This window comes from Actinomadura fulvescens, from assembly GCF_039533225.1.
Taxonomy (GTDB): Bacteria; Actinomycetota; Actinomycetes; order Streptosporangiales; family Streptosporangiaceae; genus Spirillospora; species Spirillospora fulvescens.
In genome coordinates, this window is the sequence record NZ_BAAATD010000006.1 from 17967 (window position 1) to 35350 (window position 17384).

General features: G+C 70.3%; 20 protein-coding genes and 3 tRNA genes. 3 read left to right on the forward strand and 20 right to left on the reverse strand.

Going from position 1 to position 17384, the window contains the following annotated elements; all coding sequences use genetic code 11:
* Nucleotides 1-21: 21 nt before the first annotated feature.
* From rplK to ABD333_RS22360, 4 genes are all read right to left on the reverse strand, one after another.
* Nucleotides 22-450 (reverse strand): 50S ribosomal protein L11, encoded by a 429-nt coding sequence (gene rplK, locus ABD333_RS22345; RefSeq protein ID WP_344543790.1) that lies wholly within the window; start codon nt 448-450, stop codon nt 22-24.
* 244 nt (nt 451-694) lie between these two features.
* Nucleotides 695-1621 (reverse strand): transcription termination/antitermination protein NusG, encoded by a 927-nt coding sequence (gene nusG / locus ABD333_RS22350; RefSeq protein ID WP_344543792.1) that lies wholly within the window; start codon nt 1619-1621, stop codon nt 695-697.
* Nucleotides 1622-1701: 80 nt separating this feature from the next.
* Complete coding sequence (gene secE / locus ABD333_RS22355) at nt 1702-1950, reverse strand: preprotein translocase subunit SecE (protein ID WP_344543794.1); 249 nt, start codon at nt 1948-1950, stop codon at nt 1702-1704.
* A 127-nt stretch (nt 1951-2077) separates the two neighbouring features.
* Nucleotides 2078-2150 (reverse strand) — tRNA-Trp (locus tag ABD333_RS22360).
* 81 nt (nt 2151-2231) lie between these two features.
* On the opposite strand from ABD333_RS22360, the gene ABD333_RS22365 reads away from it, so the two are divergent.
* Together ABD333_RS22365 and ABD333_RS22370 are read left to right on the forward strand one after the other, a co-directional pair.
* Nucleotides 2232-2438 (forward strand): hypothetical protein, encoded by a 207-nt coding sequence (locus tag ABD333_RS22365; RefSeq protein ID WP_344543795.1) that lies wholly within the window; start codon nt 2232-2234, stop codon nt 2436-2438.
* A gap of 10 nt (nt 2439-2448) precedes the next feature.
* Nucleotides 2449-3660, forward strand: a complete 1212-nt coding sequence (locus ABD333_RS22370; protein WP_344543797.1) for a pyridoxal phosphate-dependent aminotransferase — start codon at nt 2449-2451, stop codon at nt 3658-3660.
* A 58-nt stretch (nt 3661-3718) separates the two neighbouring features.
* Here ABD333_RS22370 and ABD333_RS22375 read toward each other — a convergent pair whose 3' ends face one another.
* The 3 genes from ABD333_RS22375 to ABD333_RS22385 all read right to left on the reverse strand — a co-directional run bounded on the left by ABD333_RS22375 (nt 3719) and on the right by ABD333_RS22385 (nt 6118).
* On the reverse strand, nt 3719-4468 hold the full coding sequence (locus tag ABD333_RS22375; protein ID WP_344543798.1) for a hypothetical protein: 750 nt from the start codon (nt 4466-4468) through the stop codon (nt 3719-3721).
* A 65-nt stretch (nt 4469-4533) separates the two neighbouring features.
* The gene (locus tag ABD333_RS22380) at nt 4534-5043 is read right to left on the reverse strand and encodes a SigE family RNA polymerase sigma factor (protein ID WP_344543800.1); all 510 of its coding nucleotides are present in this window, start codon (nt 5041-5043) and stop codon (nt 4534-4536) included.
* Nucleotides 5044-5137: 94 nt separating this feature from the next.
* Nucleotides 5138-6118, reverse strand: a complete 981-nt coding sequence (locus ABD333_RS22385) for a hypothetical protein (RefSeq protein ID WP_344543801.1) — start codon at nt 6116-6118, stop codon at nt 5138-5140.
* Nucleotides 6119-6355: 237 nt separating this feature from the next.
* On the opposite strand from ABD333_RS22385, the gene ABD333_RS22390 reads away from it, so the two are divergent.
* Entirely contained in the window at nt 6356-7411 is a 1056-nt protein-coding gene (locus tag ABD333_RS22390) for an adenosine deaminase (protein ID WP_344543803.1), read from the forward strand.
* On the opposite strand, the gene ABD333_RS22395 is transcribed toward ABD333_RS22390, so the two are convergent.
* The 13 genes from ABD333_RS22395 to ABD333_RS22455 all read right to left on the reverse strand — a co-directional run bounded on the left by ABD333_RS22395 (nt 7390) and on the right by ABD333_RS22455 (nt 17377).
* A complete protein-coding gene (locus ABD333_RS22395) occupies nt 7390-8862 on the reverse strand; it encodes a DHA2 family efflux MFS transporter permease subunit (RefSeq protein ID WP_344543805.1) in 1473 nt (490 codons plus the stop codon). The genes ABD333_RS22390 and ABD333_RS22395 overlap by 22 nt on opposite strands.
* Nucleotides 8863-8947: 85 nt before the next feature.
* A complete protein-coding gene (locus ABD333_RS22400; RefSeq protein WP_344543807.1) occupies nt 8948-9493 on the reverse strand; it encodes a TetR/AcrR family transcriptional regulator in 546 nt (181 codons plus the stop codon).
* A 16-nt stretch (nt 9494-9509) separates the two neighbouring features.
* Complete coding sequence (locus ABD333_RS22405) at nt 9510-10169, reverse strand: GntR family transcriptional regulator (RefSeq protein WP_344543808.1); 660 nt, start codon at nt 10167-10169, stop codon at nt 9510-9512.
* A 216-nt stretch (nt 10170-10385) separates the two neighbouring features.
* A complete protein-coding gene (locus ABD333_RS22410) occupies nt 10386-10970 on the reverse strand; it encodes a TMEM165/GDT1 family protein (RefSeq protein WP_344543810.1) in 585 nt (194 codons plus the stop codon).
* 198 nt (nt 10971-11168) lie between these two features.
* Nucleotides 11169-12236 carry a UDP-N-acetylmuramate dehydrogenase gene (locus tag ABD333_RS22415; RefSeq protein WP_344543811.1) on the reverse strand — a complete coding sequence of 356 codons (1068 nt, stop codon included), beginning with the start codon at nt 12234-12236 and terminating at the stop codon, nt 11169-11171.
* A gap of 252 nt (nt 12237-12488) precedes the next feature.
* Complete coding sequence (locus tag ABD333_RS22420) at nt 12489-12914, reverse strand: MaoC family dehydratase (protein ID WP_344543813.1); 426 nt, start codon at nt 12912-12914, stop codon at nt 12489-12491.
* Complete coding sequence (locus ABD333_RS22425) at nt 12914-13351, reverse strand: MaoC family dehydratase N-terminal domain-containing protein (RefSeq protein WP_344543814.1); 438 nt, start codon at nt 13349-13351, stop codon at nt 12914-12916. The genes ABD333_RS22420 and ABD333_RS22425 overlap by 1 nt, the downstream gene beginning before the upstream one ends.
* 272 nt (nt 13352-13623) lie before the next feature.
* Nucleotides 13624-13788, reverse strand: coding sequence for a 50S ribosomal protein L33 (gene rpmG / locus ABD333_RS22430; RefSeq protein WP_026404241.1), 165 nt, complete (start codon nt 13786-13788; stop codon nt 13624-13626).
* 122 nt (nt 13789-13910) lie between these two features.
* Nucleotides 13911-13984: transfer RNA gene (locus ABD333_RS22435), tRNA-Met, on the reverse strand.
* Between the two features lie 109 nt (nt 13985-14093).
* Nucleotides 14094-14166 (reverse strand) — tRNA-Thr (locus tag ABD333_RS22440).
* Nucleotides 14167-14386: 220 nt separating this feature from the next.
* The gene (locus tag ABD333_RS22445) at nt 14387-15121 is read right to left on the reverse strand and encodes a protein phosphatase 2C domain-containing protein (protein ID WP_344543816.1); all 735 of its coding nucleotides are present in this window, start codon (nt 15119-15121) and stop codon (nt 14387-14389) included.
* A 391-nt stretch (nt 15122-15512) separates the two neighbouring features.
* A complete protein-coding gene (locus ABD333_RS22450) occupies nt 15513-16409 on the reverse strand; it encodes a LysR family transcriptional regulator (protein WP_344543817.1) in 897 nt (298 codons plus the stop codon).
* A 59-nt stretch (nt 16410-16468) separates the two neighbouring features.
* A complete protein-coding gene (locus ABD333_RS22455; RefSeq protein WP_344543819.1) occupies nt 16469-17377 on the reverse strand; it encodes an NADP-dependent oxidoreductase in 909 nt (302 codons plus the stop codon).
* Between the last annotated feature and the right edge of the window lie 7 nt (nt 17378-17384).

Below are 17384 nucleotides of genomic sequence, written 5' to 3' on the forward strand. Positions count from 1 at the left end.
CGGGAGACCCCGTGGGAAGAACTACTTGACCTCGATGCCCATCGACCGCGCGGTGCCGGCGACGATCTTCTCGGCGGCCTCCAGGTCGTTGGCGTTGAGGTCGGGCATCTTGGTGGTGGCGATCTCGCGGATCTGGTCGCGCGTGACCGAGCCGACCTTGGTCTTGTGCGGCTCGCCGCTGCCCTTCTCCACGCCCGCGGCCTTCAGGATGAGCTGCGCGGCCGGCGGGGTCTTGGTGATGAAGGTGAACGAGCGGTCCTCGTAGATGGTGATCTCTACGGGGATGACGTTGCCGCGCTGGGACTCGGTGGCAGCGTTGTACTGCTTGCAGAAGTCCATGATGTTGACGCCGTGCGGACCGAGCGCGGTACCGACCGGCGGAGCCGGGGTCGCCTGGCCGGCCTGCAACTGAACTTTGACAACTGCGGCGATCTTCTTCTTCGGAGGCATGTTTACCCCTATGTCCCGTTTTCTTAGGTTCCGACTCCCGCCATGCGGGCAACATCGCGACCGGGACTCAAACACGATGTAGGAACCACTGATGTCCGCCGCGTCCCCGCGTCTGCGGGGCCAACTCGCGTCCCAAGATCGAGACGAGCACCTTGAGCGGACCATCCCCGCCGGGGCGGGGTCGACAGGCAAGTTTATGCCATGAGGAACGCCCCCGCGTACGCGAGGGCGTTCGTCACAGCGATCAGATCTTGGAGACCTGGTTGAACGAAAGCTCCACCGGCGTTTCCCGCCCGAAGATCGAAACCAAGACCTTCAATTTCTGCTGCTCGGCGTTGATCTCGTTGACCGTGGCGGGCAGGGTGGCGAACGGGCCGTCCATGACGGTGACCGACTCGCCGACCTCGTAGTCGACGGTGGTGGCGACCTTGGCCTGCTCCTTGGCCTTGGCCGGGCTGCCCTCCTCGGGCTCCGGGGCCAGCAGGTTGGCGACCTCGTCCAGGCTCAGCGGGGACGGCTTGTTGGACAGGCCGACGAAGCCGGTGACGCCTGGCGTGTTGCGGACCGCGGCCCACGACTCGTCGGTCAGCTCCATGCGGACCAGGATGTAGCCCGGCAGGACCTTCTCGTTGACCTTCTGCCGCTTGCCGCCCTTGATCTCGGTCACCTCGTGCTGAGGAACCTCGATCTGGAAGATGTAGTCCTCCATGTTGAGGGTCTGGGTCCGGGTCTCGATGTTGGTCTTGACCCGGTTCTCGTAACCCGCGTAGGAGTGCACGACGTACCAGTCGCCCGGCTGCAGCCGCAGCTGCATCTTGAAGTCCGCGTACGGGTCGGCCGGCGGCCCGGCGTCGACCTCAGCCTCAGCCTCGGCCTCGACCTCGGACTCGTCGCCGGACTCGGACTCGTCGCCGGCCTCGACCTCGGACTCGGCCTCATCACCGGTCGCGACCTCGTCGGCTCCGGCCTCGGCCGCCGCGGCGTCGGCGAGCGCGGTCTCCTCGGTCTCGGCGTCCGCCGCGGAGGCCTCGGCGGCCTCGACGTCGGCGGCGGGCTCGGCAGTCGCCTCGTCCGCCGGCGTGGCGAACTCGTCCGCCGGGCCGGCCTCAGCAGCCGCAGCTGACTGGGCCTCTTCGATGGCCTCGTCGTGGGGCTGTGTGGACTCGGACACGGTGACTCTTTCTCTCGAACGATTTCCGGTGATGGAATTGCCGGCGGTGTGGATGACGTGGGCGGCCGGGCCGGTACGGCTCAGCCGAACACCCAGAAGATGCCCTTGGTGAGCGCCCAGTCCAGACCCGCCACGATCCCGATCATGACCAGCACGAACACCAGGCAGACCGTGGTGTAGGTGATGAGTTCCTTGCGCGTGGGCCAGATGACCTTGTGCAGCTCGGCGATGATCTGGCGCACGAAGAGAGCCGGAGACGTCCGCTTACCCGCGGGCTTCCTGCCTTCGTCCTTGGCCGCGGCCTCACCGCTGCTCGTCTCAGTCGCCATTGTGCCGCCGTTCACCTCATAGGTCGTGATCAACCACTATGTGGTCGTAGCGCCTGTCCGCCACCGGCGTGCGTGCCATGACGCACGCCATGATCTGGCCGGGCACGGGTGCGCGCACCGCACCTCGCAGGGCAGGAGGGACTCGAACCCCCAACCGCCGGTTTTGGAGACCGGTGCTCTGCCAATTGAGCCACTGCCCTTCGTTAGTGACGGCTCCACCTTATCGGCCTTTCGAGGACATGGCCGTATGCCGGTGTCGCGCCACTGGGGGGTGAGTCTACGTGGATGAGGGGCCGCTCGTCGAACCAGACGGCCAGAAGATCGACACGAGCTCGGCGCACGGGCGGCGCGACCGGTGGCGCGACCGGTGGCGCGACCGGTGGCGCGACCGGTGGCGCGACCGGTGGCGCGACCGGTGGCGACGTCCGGTCGAGGTCTTCGTGCGGCGACTGCGGAATAGGGACGTGAGCACGGCCGGTCCTCTGTAACGATAGGGACATGAGCACTGACCGTCCTCGCATCTCCCGGCGCATCGCCGCCATCTCCGAGTCCGCCACCCTGGCCGTCGACGCCAAGGCCAAGGCGCTGAAGGCGGCGGGCCGCCCGGTCATCGGTTTCGGCGCGGGCGAGCCTGACTTCCCGACCCCCGGCTACATCGTCGAGGCGGCGGTGACCGCCTGCCGGGTGCCGCGTTTCCACAAGTACACCCCCGCCGGCGGGCTTCCCGAGCTGAAGACCGCCATCGCGGAGAAGACCGAGCGCGACTCCGGCTACCGGGTCGAGGCCGGGCAGGTGCTGGTGACGAACGGCGGCAAGCAGGCGGTGTACGAGGCGTTCGCGGCGCTGCTCGACCCGGGCGACGAGGTGATCGTGCCGACGCCGTACTGGACCACCTATCCCGAGTCGATCAAGCTGGCGGGCGGCGTGCCGGTGGACGTGGTGGCCGACGAGACCACCGGCTACCGGGTGAGCGTGGAGCAGCTGGAGGCGGCGCGCACCGACCGGACGAAGGTGCTGCTGTTCGTCTCGCCCTCCAACCCGACCGGCGCCGTCTACTCGCGCGACGAGATCGAGGCGATCGGCCGCTGGGCGGACGAGCACGGCCTCTGGGTGATCACCGACGAGATCTACGAGCACCTGGTGTACGGGGACGCCGAGTTCCACTCGATGCCGGTCGTGGTGCCCGAGCTGGCCGACCGGACGCTGGTGCTCAACGGCGTGGCCAAGACGTACGCGATGACCGGCTGGCGGGTGGGCTGGATGATCGGCCCCACGGACGTGGTGAAGGCGGCGACCAACCTGCAGTCGCACGCCACGTCCAACGTCTCCAACGTCGCGCAGGCCGCCGCCCTCGCCGCGGTGACCGGCGACCTGGACGCGGTGGCCGAGATGCGCACCGCGTTCGACCGGCGCCGCCAGACGATGGTCCGGATGCTCAACGAGATCCCCGGCGTGGTGTGCCCGGAGCCCGAGGGCGCGTTCTACTGCTACCCCTCGGTCAAGGAACTGCTCGGCAAGGAGATCCGCGGCAAGCGTCCGCAGACCTCGGTGGAGCTCGCCTCTCTGATCCTGGAGGAGGCCGAGGTCGCCCTGGTGCCGGGCGAGGCGTTCGGGACCCCCGGCTACTTCCGGCTTTCGTACGCGCTCGGCGACGACGACCTCGTCGAGGGCGTCTCCCGGGTGGCCAAGCTCCTCAACGAGTCCCGCTGACGGCTTTATACGGCGGAGCGCTCTGGCGGAGGTGTCCGCCGGGGCGCTCTCGGCGTTCTCAGGGCCGGACGCCTTCGGCGATCCGCAGCAGCTGGGCGCGCGCGGCGCCGCCGACCACGACGAGGACTCCCACGCCCGGCCGGTCGAGCCATGCGATCTGCCGGCCCGTGTCCGGCCGGTCGGTCATGATCGCGCGGCGGCCCCGGACGGTGGTGGGCGTCGGAACGGTCGGGAAGGCGGCCAGGCTTTCGGGCCCGGCAAATCCCATTCCGCGGACGAGGCGTACCTCTACTGAGCCCGACGAGCCCTGCCACCGACACGTCGTGGTCGACCGCTGCCCGCTCCGGTGGGTCGCGCAAGGCCCGGCGGCGCTCAGCCCGGACGGCATATAGGTCACCCAGGCGGGGAGCTTGGAGGCGCCGCCTCCAGGGATCGGGCCGCCGCTGCCGCTCGGCGTCGTGCCGGGCACCGTCGGCTGCCTGGTCGATCCCGTCCCGGGCCCGTCCGTCGAGCGGGGAGTCCGTGACGGACCCGGGGCGGGTGTCCTGTCCTGTCCTGGTGGCAGCGCCGCCGCGGTACCGGTGGACGTGGGGGTCCGCGACGCGCTCACCGGGCCCGCGTCCAGGGACCGGTAGGAGGGCACCGCGGCGATCGCCACGACCGCGACGGCGGCCACGCCGACCGTCGTGCGGATCCGGGCCACGCGGCGGCGGTGCCGGTGCCGCACCCGCGCCGCGAGCGAGGCGGGAGCCGACGCCTCGGCGGTGTGCTCCGCCATCGCCTTGCGCAGTTCGCTCTCCAGGTCCATCGCTCATCTCTCCGGGTCCATCGTTGATCCCGCCGGTCCGTCGTTCATCCCGCCGAGCCGGTCGTTCATCTCGCAAGCGGCGCCAGGTCGGTGTCGAGCCGTTCGCGGAGCCTGGCGAGGCCCCGCGACGCCTGGCTCTTGACCGTGCCGACCGAACAGCCGAGCACGCGCGCGGTCTCCGCCTCCGACAGGTCCTCCCAGAAGCGCAGGACGAGCACCGCGCGCTGCCGCGGGCCGAGCCTGCGCAGCTCCTCCATCAACGTCCCGCGCAGTTCCACGGCGTGCACCGGCGAGGCCACCGGCCGGTCCGGCGGCCGGGCCATGTTGATCTCGCGCAGCACCTTCCACCGACGGGATCGGCTGATCGCCAGGTTGACCAGGATGCGCCGCACATAGGGCTCGGGATCGGTCTCGGGATCGAGCCGGCCCCAGTGCCGGTACGCCTTCTCCAGGGCGGCCTGCAGCAGATCCTCCGCGTCCTGGCGGGCGCCGCAGAGCAGTGCGGCGGTCCGCGTCAGGGCGGTTCCGCGCGCCGCCACGAATTCGGTGAACGATTCGTCGTCTCGACGACCCACTGTGCTCCGTCCGGCCGTGAGCAAGGTGCTGGGGGTTTTCGGTTGTCGTGCCGGTGGCGGACGGCCCCCGCGCCAGGGCCGTCCGCCCCGGTGTCTACTTCGCCTGGTGCAGCGCGCCGGTCAGGTCCTGCAAGCCGCCGGACATGACGCGGCTGCCGTTGACGAAGAGCGAGTAGCCGTTCTGGTCGTACAGCAGGACTCCTCCGTTCGCGGGGCTCTGCCAGGCCAGCCCGCCGTTGAGCGAGATCTGCCGGCCGCCCGTCTGGGGAAGCCTGAGGGCCTTGCGCAGCTCGCGTTCGGTGACCCCGGCGGGCACCTTCAGGCGCTCGACGGTAAGCCACTGGCCCGCCGCGCCGGTCCACTTCTGGGTGATCGTGCAGATCTTCCGCGACTTCACCTCGATGAAGGCGCTCTTCGCGGAGGCGAACCGCAGGCCCTTCGGCGCGATGAACGTCTTCTCGATCGAGCCGCCGAGCTGGACGGCGGGCGGCAGCTGGCCGCAGTCGGGCTTCTTCGGCACGCCGGGGACCTTCGGCAGGCTCGGCAGGTTCGGCTTCGGCGCGTCCGTGGGCAGGGTGCTCGGCGCGGGGGACGGCACGCGGCCCGTGCCGGGCGGGCAGGCCGGAAGCGCGGGGACGTCCTTCGGGACGCCGGGGACGTCCTTGGGCACGTTCGGGACGTCCTTAGGGACGGCCGGGACGTCTGCCTTGGGGAGACTCGGGAGGTCCTTGGGCGCCCCGGGGACGTTCTTGGGCACGCCCGGGACGTCCTGAGGTGCGCCGGGGACGTTCGGAAGGTTCGGCTTCGAGGCGTCGGGGGCCTTTGGCGCGTTCGGGACGTTCGGGACGTTCGGCGCCTTGGCGTCGGGCACCTTGGGAAGCTTGTCCTTCGGCAGGCAGGCGGTCGCCGGCGCGGCCGGGAGCGCGTCCCGCACCTTCTGGGCGGCCACCGGAGACTTGGGGGCGCCGCCCGGAAGACCGAGAGAGGACTGCCCCGTGGCCGCCCACGTGACCCCGCCGACCGCGACGGCGCCGGCTGCGGACGCGGCGACCAGGACTGCCTTCGTCGTGAACATTCTGTGTCCCTTCTGACCCTCTGACCTCTTGCGCCCCTCATATACGCGCGACCTCAGACCGGGGTTGCACGGTCACCCGAAGTATTTTGGGAACTTTCGGTGAGGGCGGCCGTACGGCCTGTGCCCATGCCGTCTCTGGTCGTTCCGGGTCATGGGTGATGACCGTCACGGGGGGTCCGCGGGTGTCCGGGGTGCGTCCGGGCACAGGCCAGGCCCAAGATCGGGCAACATTGGTTCATGGAGGCCCGTTCCCGACCCGCATCCCGTGATCTCGCCACGCTGCCCAAGGCTCACCTGCATCTGCACTTCACCGGTTCGATGCGGCACTCGACGCTGGTCGAGCTGGCCGCCGAGCGCGGCGTGCACCTGCCGGACGCCCTGGCCGAGGACTGGCCGCCGCGGCTGCAGGCGACCGACGAACGCGGCTGGTTCCGGTTCCAGCGGCTGTACGACATCGCGCGCTCGGTGCTCCAGACGCCGGACGACCTGCGCCGGCTGCTGCGCGAGACGGCGGAGGACGAGGCCGCCGAGGGGTCGGGCTGGCTGGAGATCCAGGTCGATCCGAGCGGGTACGCGGCGCGTTTCGGCGGGCTGACGCCGACGGTCGAGCTCGTCCTGGACGCCGCGCGCGAGGCCGAGGAGGCCGCCGGGGTGGGGATCGGCGTGGTCATCGCGGCCAACCGGACCCGGCACCCGCTCGACGCCAAGACGCTCGCCCGCCTGGCGGTGCGCTACGCCGACCAGGGCGTCGTCGGGTTCGGGCTGTCCAACGACGAACGCCGGGGCCGCGCGTACGACTTCGACGGCGCGTTCCGCATCGCGCGCCGCGGCGGCCTGCTCGCGGTGCCGCACGGCGGCGAGCTGCTCGGCCCCCAGAGCGTGCGCGAGTGCCTGGAGACTCTGGAGGCCGAACGGATCGGGCACGGCGTGCGGGCCGTCGAGGATCCCCGCCTGCTCGGCAAGATCGTCGATCGTGGCGTCACGCTGGAGGTGTGCCCGGCCTCCAACGTCGGTCTCGGGGTGGCCCGGACGGCCGCCGACGTGCCCGTCCGGGAGTTGTTCGAGGCGGGGGCGCGGCTCGCGCTCGGCGCCGACGACCCGCTGCTGTTCGGCTCGCGGCTCGTCCGGCAGTACGAGCTGGTCCGTACCGCCCACGACTTCACCGATGAGGAGCTGGCCGAGCTCGCCCGCCAGTCGATCCGGGGCTCGGCCGCTCCCGAGGCCGTCCGCAAGCGCCTCCTCGACGACATCGACGGCTGGCTGGCGGGACCTCAGGCCGACGTGGGCGACTGAGCCGCGGCCGGTTCGACCTGAGCCGGGGCCGGTTCGACCTGAGCCGGGGCCGGTTCGCCCCGTTCGGAGGTGGCGTCCGCATCGGACGAAGCCGGCAGGCGGACCGGGATGATCAGCGCGACGACGACCGCGACGGCGAGGACGGCGGCGCCGCTCCAGGTCGCGGCGGTGAGGCCGGCCGTGAACGTGGCGGGGCTCTCGAAGTCGCCGTTGGCGGCGAAGACCGCGCCGAGCACGGCGACACCGAGGACCGTGCCGAGCTGGCGCAGGGCGTTGCTCACGCCGGACGCGACGCCGGTGAACTCCTGCGGCGCGAAGGCGAGGACCAGGCGGGCCTGCGGCGAGAAGAACAGCCCCATGCCGACGCCGGCCAGGACGAACGCGGGAAGCTGCGCCGAGTAGGTGACGTCGACGCTCGTCACCGCGGCGAGCCACGCGATCCCGGCGGTCTGGAACGTCAGCGCGACGACCAGGACGTTGCGCGCGCCGATGCGGGCCATCAGCGGGACGGTCAGCGGGGCCACCAGGACGGGCATCGCCGTCCACGGCAGCGTCCGGACGCCGGCCTCAAGCGGGGACATGCCCTGCACGCTCTGGAGGAACTGCGCGAGCAGGAACACCGCGCCGAACATGCCGAACGACATCACCAGGGCGGTGGCGTTGACCGCGCTGAAGCCGCGTCCGCGAAACAGTGCCAGCGGCAACATGGGATGAGCGGTGCGCGCCTCGTACACGAGGAAGCCCACCAGGACGGCCGCGCCGACGATCAGCGACCCGAGGACGAGGCCGCTCGTCCATCCCCGGCCGTTGCCCTCCACCAGGCCGAGCACGATGCCGAACAGGCCGACGCTGACCATGACGGTGCCGGCCAGGTCCAGCGGCTTGCGCGGGCCGTGGCTCTCGGTGAGGAACGGCCTGGCGAGGGCGAGCAGGACGACGCCGATCGGCACGTTGATCCAGAAGATCCACTGCCAGGTGGCGTACTCGGTGAGCGCGCCGCCGACGACCGGGCCGAGCGCCACCCCGAGCCCGCTCATGGCGCCCCAGGCGGCGAGGGCCTGCCCGCGCTTGGCCGCGGGCACCGCCGCGGCGAGCATGGTGAGGGTGAGCGGCGCGACAATGGCGGCACCCGCGCCCTGGATCGCCCGGGCGGCGATCAGCGTGCCGATGCCGGGGGCCAGCGCCGCGGCGGCGGACGACACGGTGAAGACGGTCATGCCGATCACGAACAGCCGGCGTCGGCCGAACCGGTCGGCGACGGCGGCGCCGGTGAGCAACAGGACGGCGAACGTGAGCGTGTAGGCGTTGACGGTCCATTCGAGGGCTTCGAGGCCGGTGCCGAGATCGGCCCGGATCGAGGGCAGCGCGTTGGTGACGATCAGGTTGTCCAGGGACACCATGAACAGCGCGATGCCGGTCACGATGAACGTTTTCAGGGGGTGGTGCCGCATGACCCTTCTCCTTGGTTAGTTATCAGTCACTAACTTCTTGGGACAAAAAAGGGGGCCGCGGTGCGGGAACGAAGGGCCGGGACGGTCAGACCTTCTCGGACCACTCGCGAAGTGATCGGCCCAGCTCCGCGCCGGGGGTGTAGGGGACGTCGAGCGCGGTCAGGACGTTGAGCAGCATTCCTCTCGCCACGAACAGCAGGACCTCGTCGGCCGGCTCGCCGGTGAGCTCGCCGATGGTGCGCCACAGTTCGGCCCATCGGGTGTTCCCGATCTGGCGGACCTCCTCGTCGTCGAGCGCGGCCGCGTAGAGCTGCAACTGGAACTTGAGGTGGACACCGGAGTCGAGCATCGTCCGGTAGCGCGCCCCCATGGCGACGATCGCCTCCTGGCCGTACTTGCCGCCGGCGGCGTCGCGCATGGCCTCCTCCATGTCGTCGAAGCAACGCTCCACCGCGGCGAGGAAGAGCGCGCGCTTGGACGGGAAGAGACGGAAGAGGTACGGCTGGGACACGCCGACGCGCTTGGCGATCGCGGCGGTGGACGTGCCCTCGTAGCCGCCTCGGCCGAACTCGTGGAGCGCCGCGCGGACGGCGTCCTCGCGCCGTTCGCCGGCGCTCATACGTGGACCCATGCGGGAAAGTTATTGGTCAATCACTAACTTCGTCAAGCACCGCCCGCCACAGGCCCTGGCGTTCCAGATGCGCGATGAGGAGCTCGCCCGCCTGGGTGATGTGCGCCCGCATGGCCTCGCTCGCCGCCTCCGGATCATGCAGGCTCAGCGCCGTCATGATCCGGTCATGGTCCCGGAGGGCCACGGCGGGCCAGTCCGTCAGCCGCCCGTACAGCCCGCGCGGAACGTAGCGCGCGACCGAGCCGAGCGACCAGGCCAGCTTCGGCGAGTCCGCGGCCAGATTGATCGCCCGGTGGAAGGCGTGGTTGTGCTCCTCGACGAGATCCACCCGGCCGGCGCGCACCGCCTGGTCGAGCCCGCGGTGGATCGTGGTGAGCTCGCGGAGCGGTTCCGGCCCGATCAGGCCGGCCGCCCGCGTGGTCAGTTCGGCCGCGATGCTCGCCTGTACCCAGAACAGGTCCTTGACGTCCTGTTTGGACAGCGGCGCTACGACGAACCCGCGTCGCGGCTCCAGTTGTACGAAACCCTCACTGCGCAGGGACTGCAATGCCTCCCGGACCGGCGTCACGCTGATGCCGAAATCCAGCGCGAGCCGCTCCAGCCGGAGGAACTCCCCGGGCCGCACCCGTCCATCCATGATCAGCTCACGGATACGGGCCGCGACCTCGTCGCTCAACTGAGGACGCAGTCCCAGACCCCGTTGGGGTCGTGGAATGGCCACCTCGTGCTCCGCCCCATCAAGACCCTCCCGCGGCACGACCCCGCGGGGGTGAAGAGCCTTGCCTTCATGATGCGCGCGAAACGGCCCATGGGGAACGCACAAGACACCTGCGACCCTGAGAAAACAATTGTTACCGCCGCGCACATCGTGTCAGCAATTGCTCACCAGGAGTCAGAGGCCTCTGATGCCGTCGACGAGCAGCAGCACCCCGAAGACCGCGAATCCCGCCGCCGCGCCGTACCGGATCACCCGTTCGGGCAGGCGCCGGCCCAGCACGCGTCCGACCACGATGGCCAGCGCGTCCGCGGCGACCATGCCGACCGTCGAGCCGAGCCACACGCCGGTCAGCCCGGCCACGCCGCCGTGGTCGGCGGCCAGCGTGACCGTGGCGAGCATCGTCTTGTCGCCGAGCTCGGCCAGGAAGAACGCGCCGCCCACCGCGAGGATCGCCGATCCGGTGGCCCGGCGGGCCTTGGCGCTTTCGTCGTCGTCCAGTTCGTCGCCGCGCAGCGTCCACGCCGCGAAGCCGAAGAACGCCGCCCCCGCCAGGATCGCGATCGGCCCGGTGGGGATCGCGGCGCCCAGCGCGGCGCCGAGCAGCACGCTGGCCAGGTGCACCACCGCTGTGGCGGCCGTGATGCCGACGAGCACCGGAAGCGTCCGGAACCGCGTGGCGAAGGTCATGGCCATGAGCTGGCTCTTGTCGCCCAGCTCCGCAACGAAGATCACAACCAGGCTGATGATGAAGGCCGACACCGTTTCCCTCTCGCTCGGAGGCCGAGCGGAGGGCGGGGCGGTCAGGACGCGCGCGACCTCGGCCCGGCATCACTGCCAGGCCGAAGGTCTCGTCCGCCCGCGTGAACGCGGGCCCGAGTGACCGGGCGGCCGTACGGGCCGCCAGCATGTCGATCACTCGATTGGGACTACTCCCCCTCGGGCGATCACCAGGTTACCTCAGAGGGTGACGCCGACGAAGACCGGCTCGTTGACCAGCTCCACACCGAACGCCTCCCGCACACCGGCCCGGACGTGCCGGGCCAGCGCGAGGAGGTCCTCGGTACGGCCGCCGCCGGGGTTCGTGAGGGCCAGCGTGTGCTTGGTCGAGATCCGCATCGGGCCGAGCGCCTCGCCCTTGACGAAGCCCGCGCGATCGATCAGCCAGGCGGCGGAGGTCTTGGTGCGGCCCCCGCTCTCGGGATAACGGGGGAACGCGGCGTCCGGGCCGAGCCGTTCGGCGACCCGGCGTTCGAGCTCGGCCAGCTGCGCCGCGTCCAGGATCGGGTTGGTGAAGAACGAGCCGGCGCTGCGGGTGTCGGGATCGTCCGGGTCGAGGACCATGCCCTTGCCGCGCCGCAGCTCCAGCACGGCCTCACGGGCCTCCTTGAGCGAGACACGGTCACCGGGCTCCACGCCCAGCCTCCGGGCGAGCTCGGCGTACGCGATCGGCTGGGACTCCTCGGACTGGAGCAGCGCGTACGTCACGTCCAAGACCACGTAGCGGTCCGAGCCCTTGAAGACGCTGTGCCGATAGGTGAACCGGCAGGCCTCACGATCGAGGGTGACGACCTTGCGGGTCTCCCGGTCGTACGCCTGGACCCCGACGATCGTTTCGCTGACGTCCTGCCCGTACGCGCCCACGTTCTGAATCGGCGTGGCACCGACACGGCCGGGAATGCCCGCCAGGCACTCGACCCCGGCGAGCCCGTCCTCGACGCAGCGCGCCACGAACGGATCCCACTCCTCACCCGCCTGCACGCGGACCAGCACCCGGCCGCCCTCAGCCGGAATGACCTCGGTGCCACGGGTGCCGACATGCACGACAGTGCCGGGGAACCCCGCGTCGGCGACCACGAGGTTGCTGCCGCCGCCCAGCACCAGCACCGGCTCGCCGTCCTCATCGGCCCGCCGGACCGCGGCGACCAGCTCGGCCTCCGTCGTCGCCTCGACGAACCGACGCGCCGGACCGCCGAGCCGCAGCGTGGTGTAGCCGGCCAGGTTCACGTCCTCAGCGAACACTGCCACGCGGTCTTCCCCTCCCGTACGTCCACGTCCGGTCCCGCCTTCCGGACGGTCACGTACCGTGCCCTCGCGCCTCCCGTACGCCCCGATCGTAGGGGCCAGCCCTATACCGCCACACCACCGACCGCAGTGGAGCGGCGTCGGCGGCCCTGTTGGTGCCGGGCAACGGGGCGTACCCAGACGGCATCGACCCCGCCGCTAGGCACCCGCCGTATGGCGGGCGGACAGCGTCCTAGCGGCGGGGCGGCGTTCAGTTCAGGCGAGCCGGACGACGGCCTTGGCGCGGGTGAGGACCTTCTGCTCGTCCGACCGGGCGGTCAGCGCGACGATGACCTTGTTGTCGTCGAGCTTCGCCTCCACCTTGCCGCTGATCTGCAGGGTCGCGCCGCCCTCGTCGGGCACCACGACCGGGGCCGAGAACCGCACTCCGTAGTCGACGACCGCGCCCGGGTCGCCGACCCAGTCGGTGACGAACCGGCCGCCCTGGGCCATCGTGTACATGCCGTGCGCGATCACGTCCGGCAGGCCGACCTTCTTGGCGAAGCTCTCGCGCCAGTGGATCGGGTTGAAGTCGCCGGAGGCCCCGGCGTACATGACCAGGTTGAGCCGGTCGATCTGGTAGGTCTGCGCGGGGATCTCGGTGCCGACCTCGACGTCGTCGTACTTCACCTTGGCGGTCATCAGGCCCCCCGCTCCACGATCGTGTTGAAGGTCTTGACGATCAGCTCGCCCTCGACCGTGGTGATGTCGGTCTCGATGTCCATCTTCTCGTTCTTGCCGATCGCCTTGATCAGGGTGATCGTCGACGTGCAGGTCACCACGTCGCCCGCCTGGATCGGACGCAGGTACTCGAACCGCTGCTCGCCGTGCACCACCATCGCGAGGTTCAGCCCGAGGTCCGGGTCCGTCAGCGCGGCACCGCCGAGCGAGACCACGATCGGGAAGGTCGGCGGGGCGATGACGTCCGGGTGCCCCGCCGCCTTGGCCGCCTCCGGGTCGCGGTAGACCGGGTTGCGGTCCCCGATCGCGTCCGCGAACTCGCGGATCTTCACCCGGCTGACCTCGTACGGCTCACTGGGCGGGAACGTCCGCCCGATGAAATCACGGTTGAGTGCCATGCAATCCGTCCCTCCAGGTCCAACGGGCCGTTCGAGCCCGCGTGCCCGCGCCCGGCACGTGCTGTCGTCTCGGACGGACCGTAACAGAACGACGTTCAGCCCGCCCTCGCGGGTGCGCGAAGACGGGCTGAGTACGTCAGAGCAAGCGATGGGAAGACGCCGTCCAACTGGTGCGCCAAGGCCGCGGCGATGCGGTGCGGCCCGGTCTGGACCGACGCCTGTGGCGGCGGGTTGCAGACCGTCGGGTCGCGGGACTGGCTCGACTAGCGGGTCTAGCGGGTCTCGCGGTGCGGACGGTGGGTCCGGCAGTTGGGGCAGTACTTCTTGATCTCGAGGCGGTCCGGGTCGTTGCGCCGGTTCTTCCTCGTGATGTAGTTGCGGTGCTTGCACTCCTGGCAGGCCAGCGTGATCTTCGGCCTAACGTCGGTGGCAGCCACGATGGAGTGCCTTTCTGACTAGGGACTGGGACATGCGTTGCAATCCAGAGCCGTCCGGGCGGACGACCCCTGATCTTGAGCACCGGCCATCCCGCCCGGAGTGGGGACGAGAGGTCGGGTAGTAGCGAGGGCCGGACTTGAACCGGCGACACAGCGATTATGAGCCGCTTGCTCTGCCTGACTGAGCTACCCCGCCGTGATGGTCGGTGTGGACCGGTAGGTCAGGATACCTGATGGCCACAACACCTCGGAAACCGAACAATCCCGGCCCGCTCCGAGCGGACCGGGGGATGCGGACTTCCTTGAGCCCCTTTACGGAATCGAACCGTAGACCTTCTCCTTACCATGGAGACGCTCTGCCGACTGAGCTAAAGGGGCCTGCCGTCTTGGCGACGGGTGTAACCATACACGGCCTGCGCACCGGATACGAAATCAAATCCGGCCGCTCAAGCGCACGGCCTCCGGGAACGCCGGACCGCCACAGGTACGCCCGATTTGCCCAGGGTGACGGGTCATCAGCGCCCCTCCGCCACCGACGATGCCGCGGCCTGAGCAGCGGGCGGCGGCGGGTGGCTAGAAGCGGACCGTACGCGGGTGGCTAGAAGCGGACCAGTACGGCCGTCGCGTCGTCGTAGCGCTTTCCGCGGAGCAGGGTTTCCGTTGCCTCCGCCTCTCTCGTCCGTCTGATCACCTCGCGTGGCCCGGCGTGGTCGAGCAGGTCGAAGAGCTCGGTCCATCCGATGCGGCCGAACCGCTCGACGAGGCGGGCCGCGCCGTCGCTCAGCAGGGCGGCGCGGCGTACGCGGTCGATCGAGAGTTCACCGGCGAGCGCCTCGTACGCGGCCTCCGGCTTGGTGCTCGCCACCCAGAAACCGCCCGGCTGGTTGCGGGCCGCGCGGACGGCCTCGTCGGTGTAGCTCGGCAGTTCGTCCACCCGGCCGTCGCGGACGACCCGTACCTCGTCACCGAGGTCGAGCAGGACCGGCGAGTCCGCCAGCACGAGCCATTCGACCCTGTCGGCCGCGCGGCGGAGCAGGGCGACCGTGCTGGATGGACTGTCGGGATTGTCGAGGTCGCAGGTGGACGCGTGGAGTTCGCGAACGCCCTTGATCGAGTCGGCGAGGAGATCCATCAGTGGCGTTCGGTTCTCCAGCACGAGGCGCGCGCCGAGCTCCGCGCCCAGCCGCCGCACGAGCCAGGCCGGATCGTGCACGCAGCCGCTCTCCACTCCGGGACGCGCGGTGGCCCCGTCGAGCACGGCCACCCATCCGGGTCCCGCGACGACGTAGTCCTCGTTCCCCCGTCCGGGCGTCGCTTCACTCGCGTAACTCACCTGCACGCTGAAGGCCTTCCCCTGACACCGCTCCACGCGGCTAGGTATCGCTGGGCGACACGCGACTCTGCCACTCCTCCCAGAGTTCGGAGTGCAATTTGTAGAGGCCGTATGGCTCGTCCCCCGACGGTTGATCACGCGCATCCGGAGGAACGCGACGCACACCGCGGTGAGCACGAGGAACAGCGTGACGGTGATCCCGCAGAACGCGGTGACGCACGCCGAGGAATCGCCGGCATCGTAGCGTCCGCGGGTACGTTGCGGCGTCTGCCATGGACATACCGGTCACGATTTCGCGGCATCCCGCCGCTGCGGGATCGGTCGCGGCATGACCGAACTCCGCGGCCGGCGTGCTTCCGGCCTCAGAACAGAAGCGCCTTTATGTGAATGCTCAGTGTGCGGTGTTGTAAAGATCAGTGGCGGTGCGGACGAACTGGGCGATGGCGGTGGAACGCGCGCCTTGCCGCCACGCGATCGCGGTGACATAGGGGCTCGCGTCGATCACCGGCCGATAGACCACGTCCGGCCGGGGATTGCGCCCGGCGAGCCAGGCCGGGACCAGTGCCACGGCCTGCCCGAACCCCACCACCTCCAGGAGCTGCTCCGGGTCGTTCACCACGGGACCCGGGACGCACTCGTCCTCCTCGGGCAGGATGTCGCGGCCCTGCAAGTAGGCACGGTGCGCCGGCGATCCCTGCGCGCACCGGGGCATCGGCTCGCCGTGCAGGTCGGCGCAGCTCAGCCGTTCCCGTTCGGCGAGCCGGTGACCTGCGGGAAGGGCGGCGACCCTGGACTCGACCTTGAGCACTTCGAACTCCAGCCGCCACCGGTCGAGCGGTGAGCCGACCAGCGCCACGTCCGCCCGCCCGTCGCGGACCATCGCGGCCTGCTGGCGGTAGCCGCTCACCTTGACCTCCACGGCCGGAACGTCCGGGAGCGCCGTGAAGACCCCGACGATCCGCCGCAACATCTCCGTCGCGGCGCCCGGCTTGGCCGTCACCGCCAAGCCGGGGTGGGCCTGCGCCTGCCGCCGCGCACGTTCACTCACCGCGGACATGACGTCGAGCGCGTCGCGAGCGTCCTCCAGCAGCGACCGCCCCAGGTCCGTCAGCGTGACCTTATGGGTGTCGCGCTGAAACAGGTCGGCACCGAGGCGCCTTTCGAGCTGTTTGACGGCCCTCGACAAGGGCGGCTGCGCGATACCCAGCCGCGCGGCCGCACGAGAAAAGCTGAGCTCTTCCGCGACGGCGACGAAATATCGCAGTTCGCGAACCTCAAACCCGTCCATACCCGGGAGTATAAACAGGGCTTTCGTCGATATATTCGCACCGAGCGCGCGAATATCGGTCAGATTTCCAGCACCACCTTGCCGGGCACACCGCGCTTGCCCTGGAACGCCTCCCGCGCCTCCGCCAGCGGGTGAACGGCACCGACATGCGGTCGTAGCAGGCCCGCCGCCGCCCGCCGCGCGAGCTCGGTGAGCTGGTCACGGTTCGGCTCGACGATGAAGAAGACGGCACGCCCGCCCTCGGGCCGCACCGGCGGCGGCGCCGTGATCGAGACGAGCGTGCCGCCCGGCTTGACGTTCCCCGCCGAACGTTCGAGCAGTTCGCCTCCGATGGTGTCGAAGACCAGATCGACCGGCTCCACGTCCTCGAACCGTTCCCGTTCCAGGTCAACGAACGTCTTCGCGCCCATCTCGGCCGCCACCTCAGCGGCCCGGCCCCTGCCGGTGGCGATGACGTGAGCTCCCGCTTCACGTGCCAACTGCACGGCCAGTGTTCCCGTCCCTCCCCCGGCCCCGTGGATGAGGACGCGCTGACCAGGCCGAAGCTCACCGTGCACGAACAGACCCTGCCAGGCGGTCAGCCCCGCCAAGGGCAGGGCGGCGGCCTGAACGAAACCCAGCTCCTCGGGTATCGGCGCCAGGTTCCGCGCCTCGACCGCCACGTACTCCGCCGCGGCGCCATCCCGGTGCCAGTCGGTCAGCCCGAAGACGCGGTCCCCGACCGCCAGGCCGCTCGTTCCATATCTGACCTCGGACACCACACCGGCCACCTCATGGGCGGGAATGGACGGCGTGCGCTCCCGTCCGGTTCGGTCGGCCCACGTTCCGGGCCACTCCAGCTCGTCCGGGACGAAGCTGGCCGCACGCACCTCGACGATGACGTCGCCGGTGGCCGCGTACGGGAGCGGCGTGTCCTCTAGGACCAGACCATCGCTGCCACCACGCTTGTGAATTCGTATTGCGCGCATGCTCCCT

Bases quoted from the DNA above. Each gene is read 5' to 3' on its own strand.
- ABD333_RS22390 (WP_344543803.1), top strand. From the start codon at position 6,356: ATGGAGGCCCGTTCCCGACCCGCATCCCGTGATCTCGCCACGCTGCCC.
- ABD333_RS22385 (WP_344543801.1), bottom strand. From the start codon at position 6,118: ATGTTCACGACGAAGGCAGTCCTGGTCGCCGCGTCCGCAGCCGGCGCC.
- ABD333_RS22395 (WP_344543805.1), bottom strand. From the start codon at position 8,862: ATGCGGCACCACCCCCTGAAAACGTTCATCGTGACCGGCATCGCGCTG.
- ABD333_RS22425 (WP_344543814.1), bottom strand. From the start codon at position 13,351: ATGGCACTCAACCGTGATTTCATCGGGCGGACGTTCCCGCCCAGTGAG.
- ABD333_RS22420 (WP_344543813.1), bottom strand. From the start codon at position 12,914: ATGACCGCCAAGGTGAAGTACGACGACGTCGAGGTCGGCACCGAGATC.
- secE (WP_344543794.1), bottom strand. From the start codon at position 1,950: ATGGCGACTGAGACGAGCAGCGGTGAGGCCGCGGCCAAGGACGAAGGC.
- ABD333_RS22375 (WP_344543798.1), bottom strand. From the start codon at position 4,468: ATGGACCTGGAGAGCGAACTGCGCAAGGCGATGGCGGAGCACACCGCC.
- ABD333_RS22450 (WP_344543817.1), bottom strand. From the start codon at position 16,409: ATGGACGGGTTTGAGGTTCGCGAACTGCGATATTTCGTCGCCGTCGCG.
- ABD333_RS22455 (WP_344543819.1), bottom strand. From the start codon at position 17,377: ATGCGCGCAATACGAATTCACAAGCGTGGTGGCAGCGATGGTCTGGTC.
- ABD333_RS22400 (WP_344543807.1), bottom strand. From the start codon at position 9,493: ATGGGTCCACGTATGAGCGCCGGCGAACGGCGCGAGGACGCCGTCCGC.
- ABD333_RS22370 (WP_344543797.1), top strand. From the start codon at position 2,449: ATGAGCACTGACCGTCCTCGCATCTCCCGGCGCATCGCCGCCATCTCC.
- rplK (WP_344543790.1), bottom strand. From the start codon at position 450: ATGCCTCCGAAGAAGAAGATCGCCGCAGTTGTCAAAGTTCAGTTGCAG.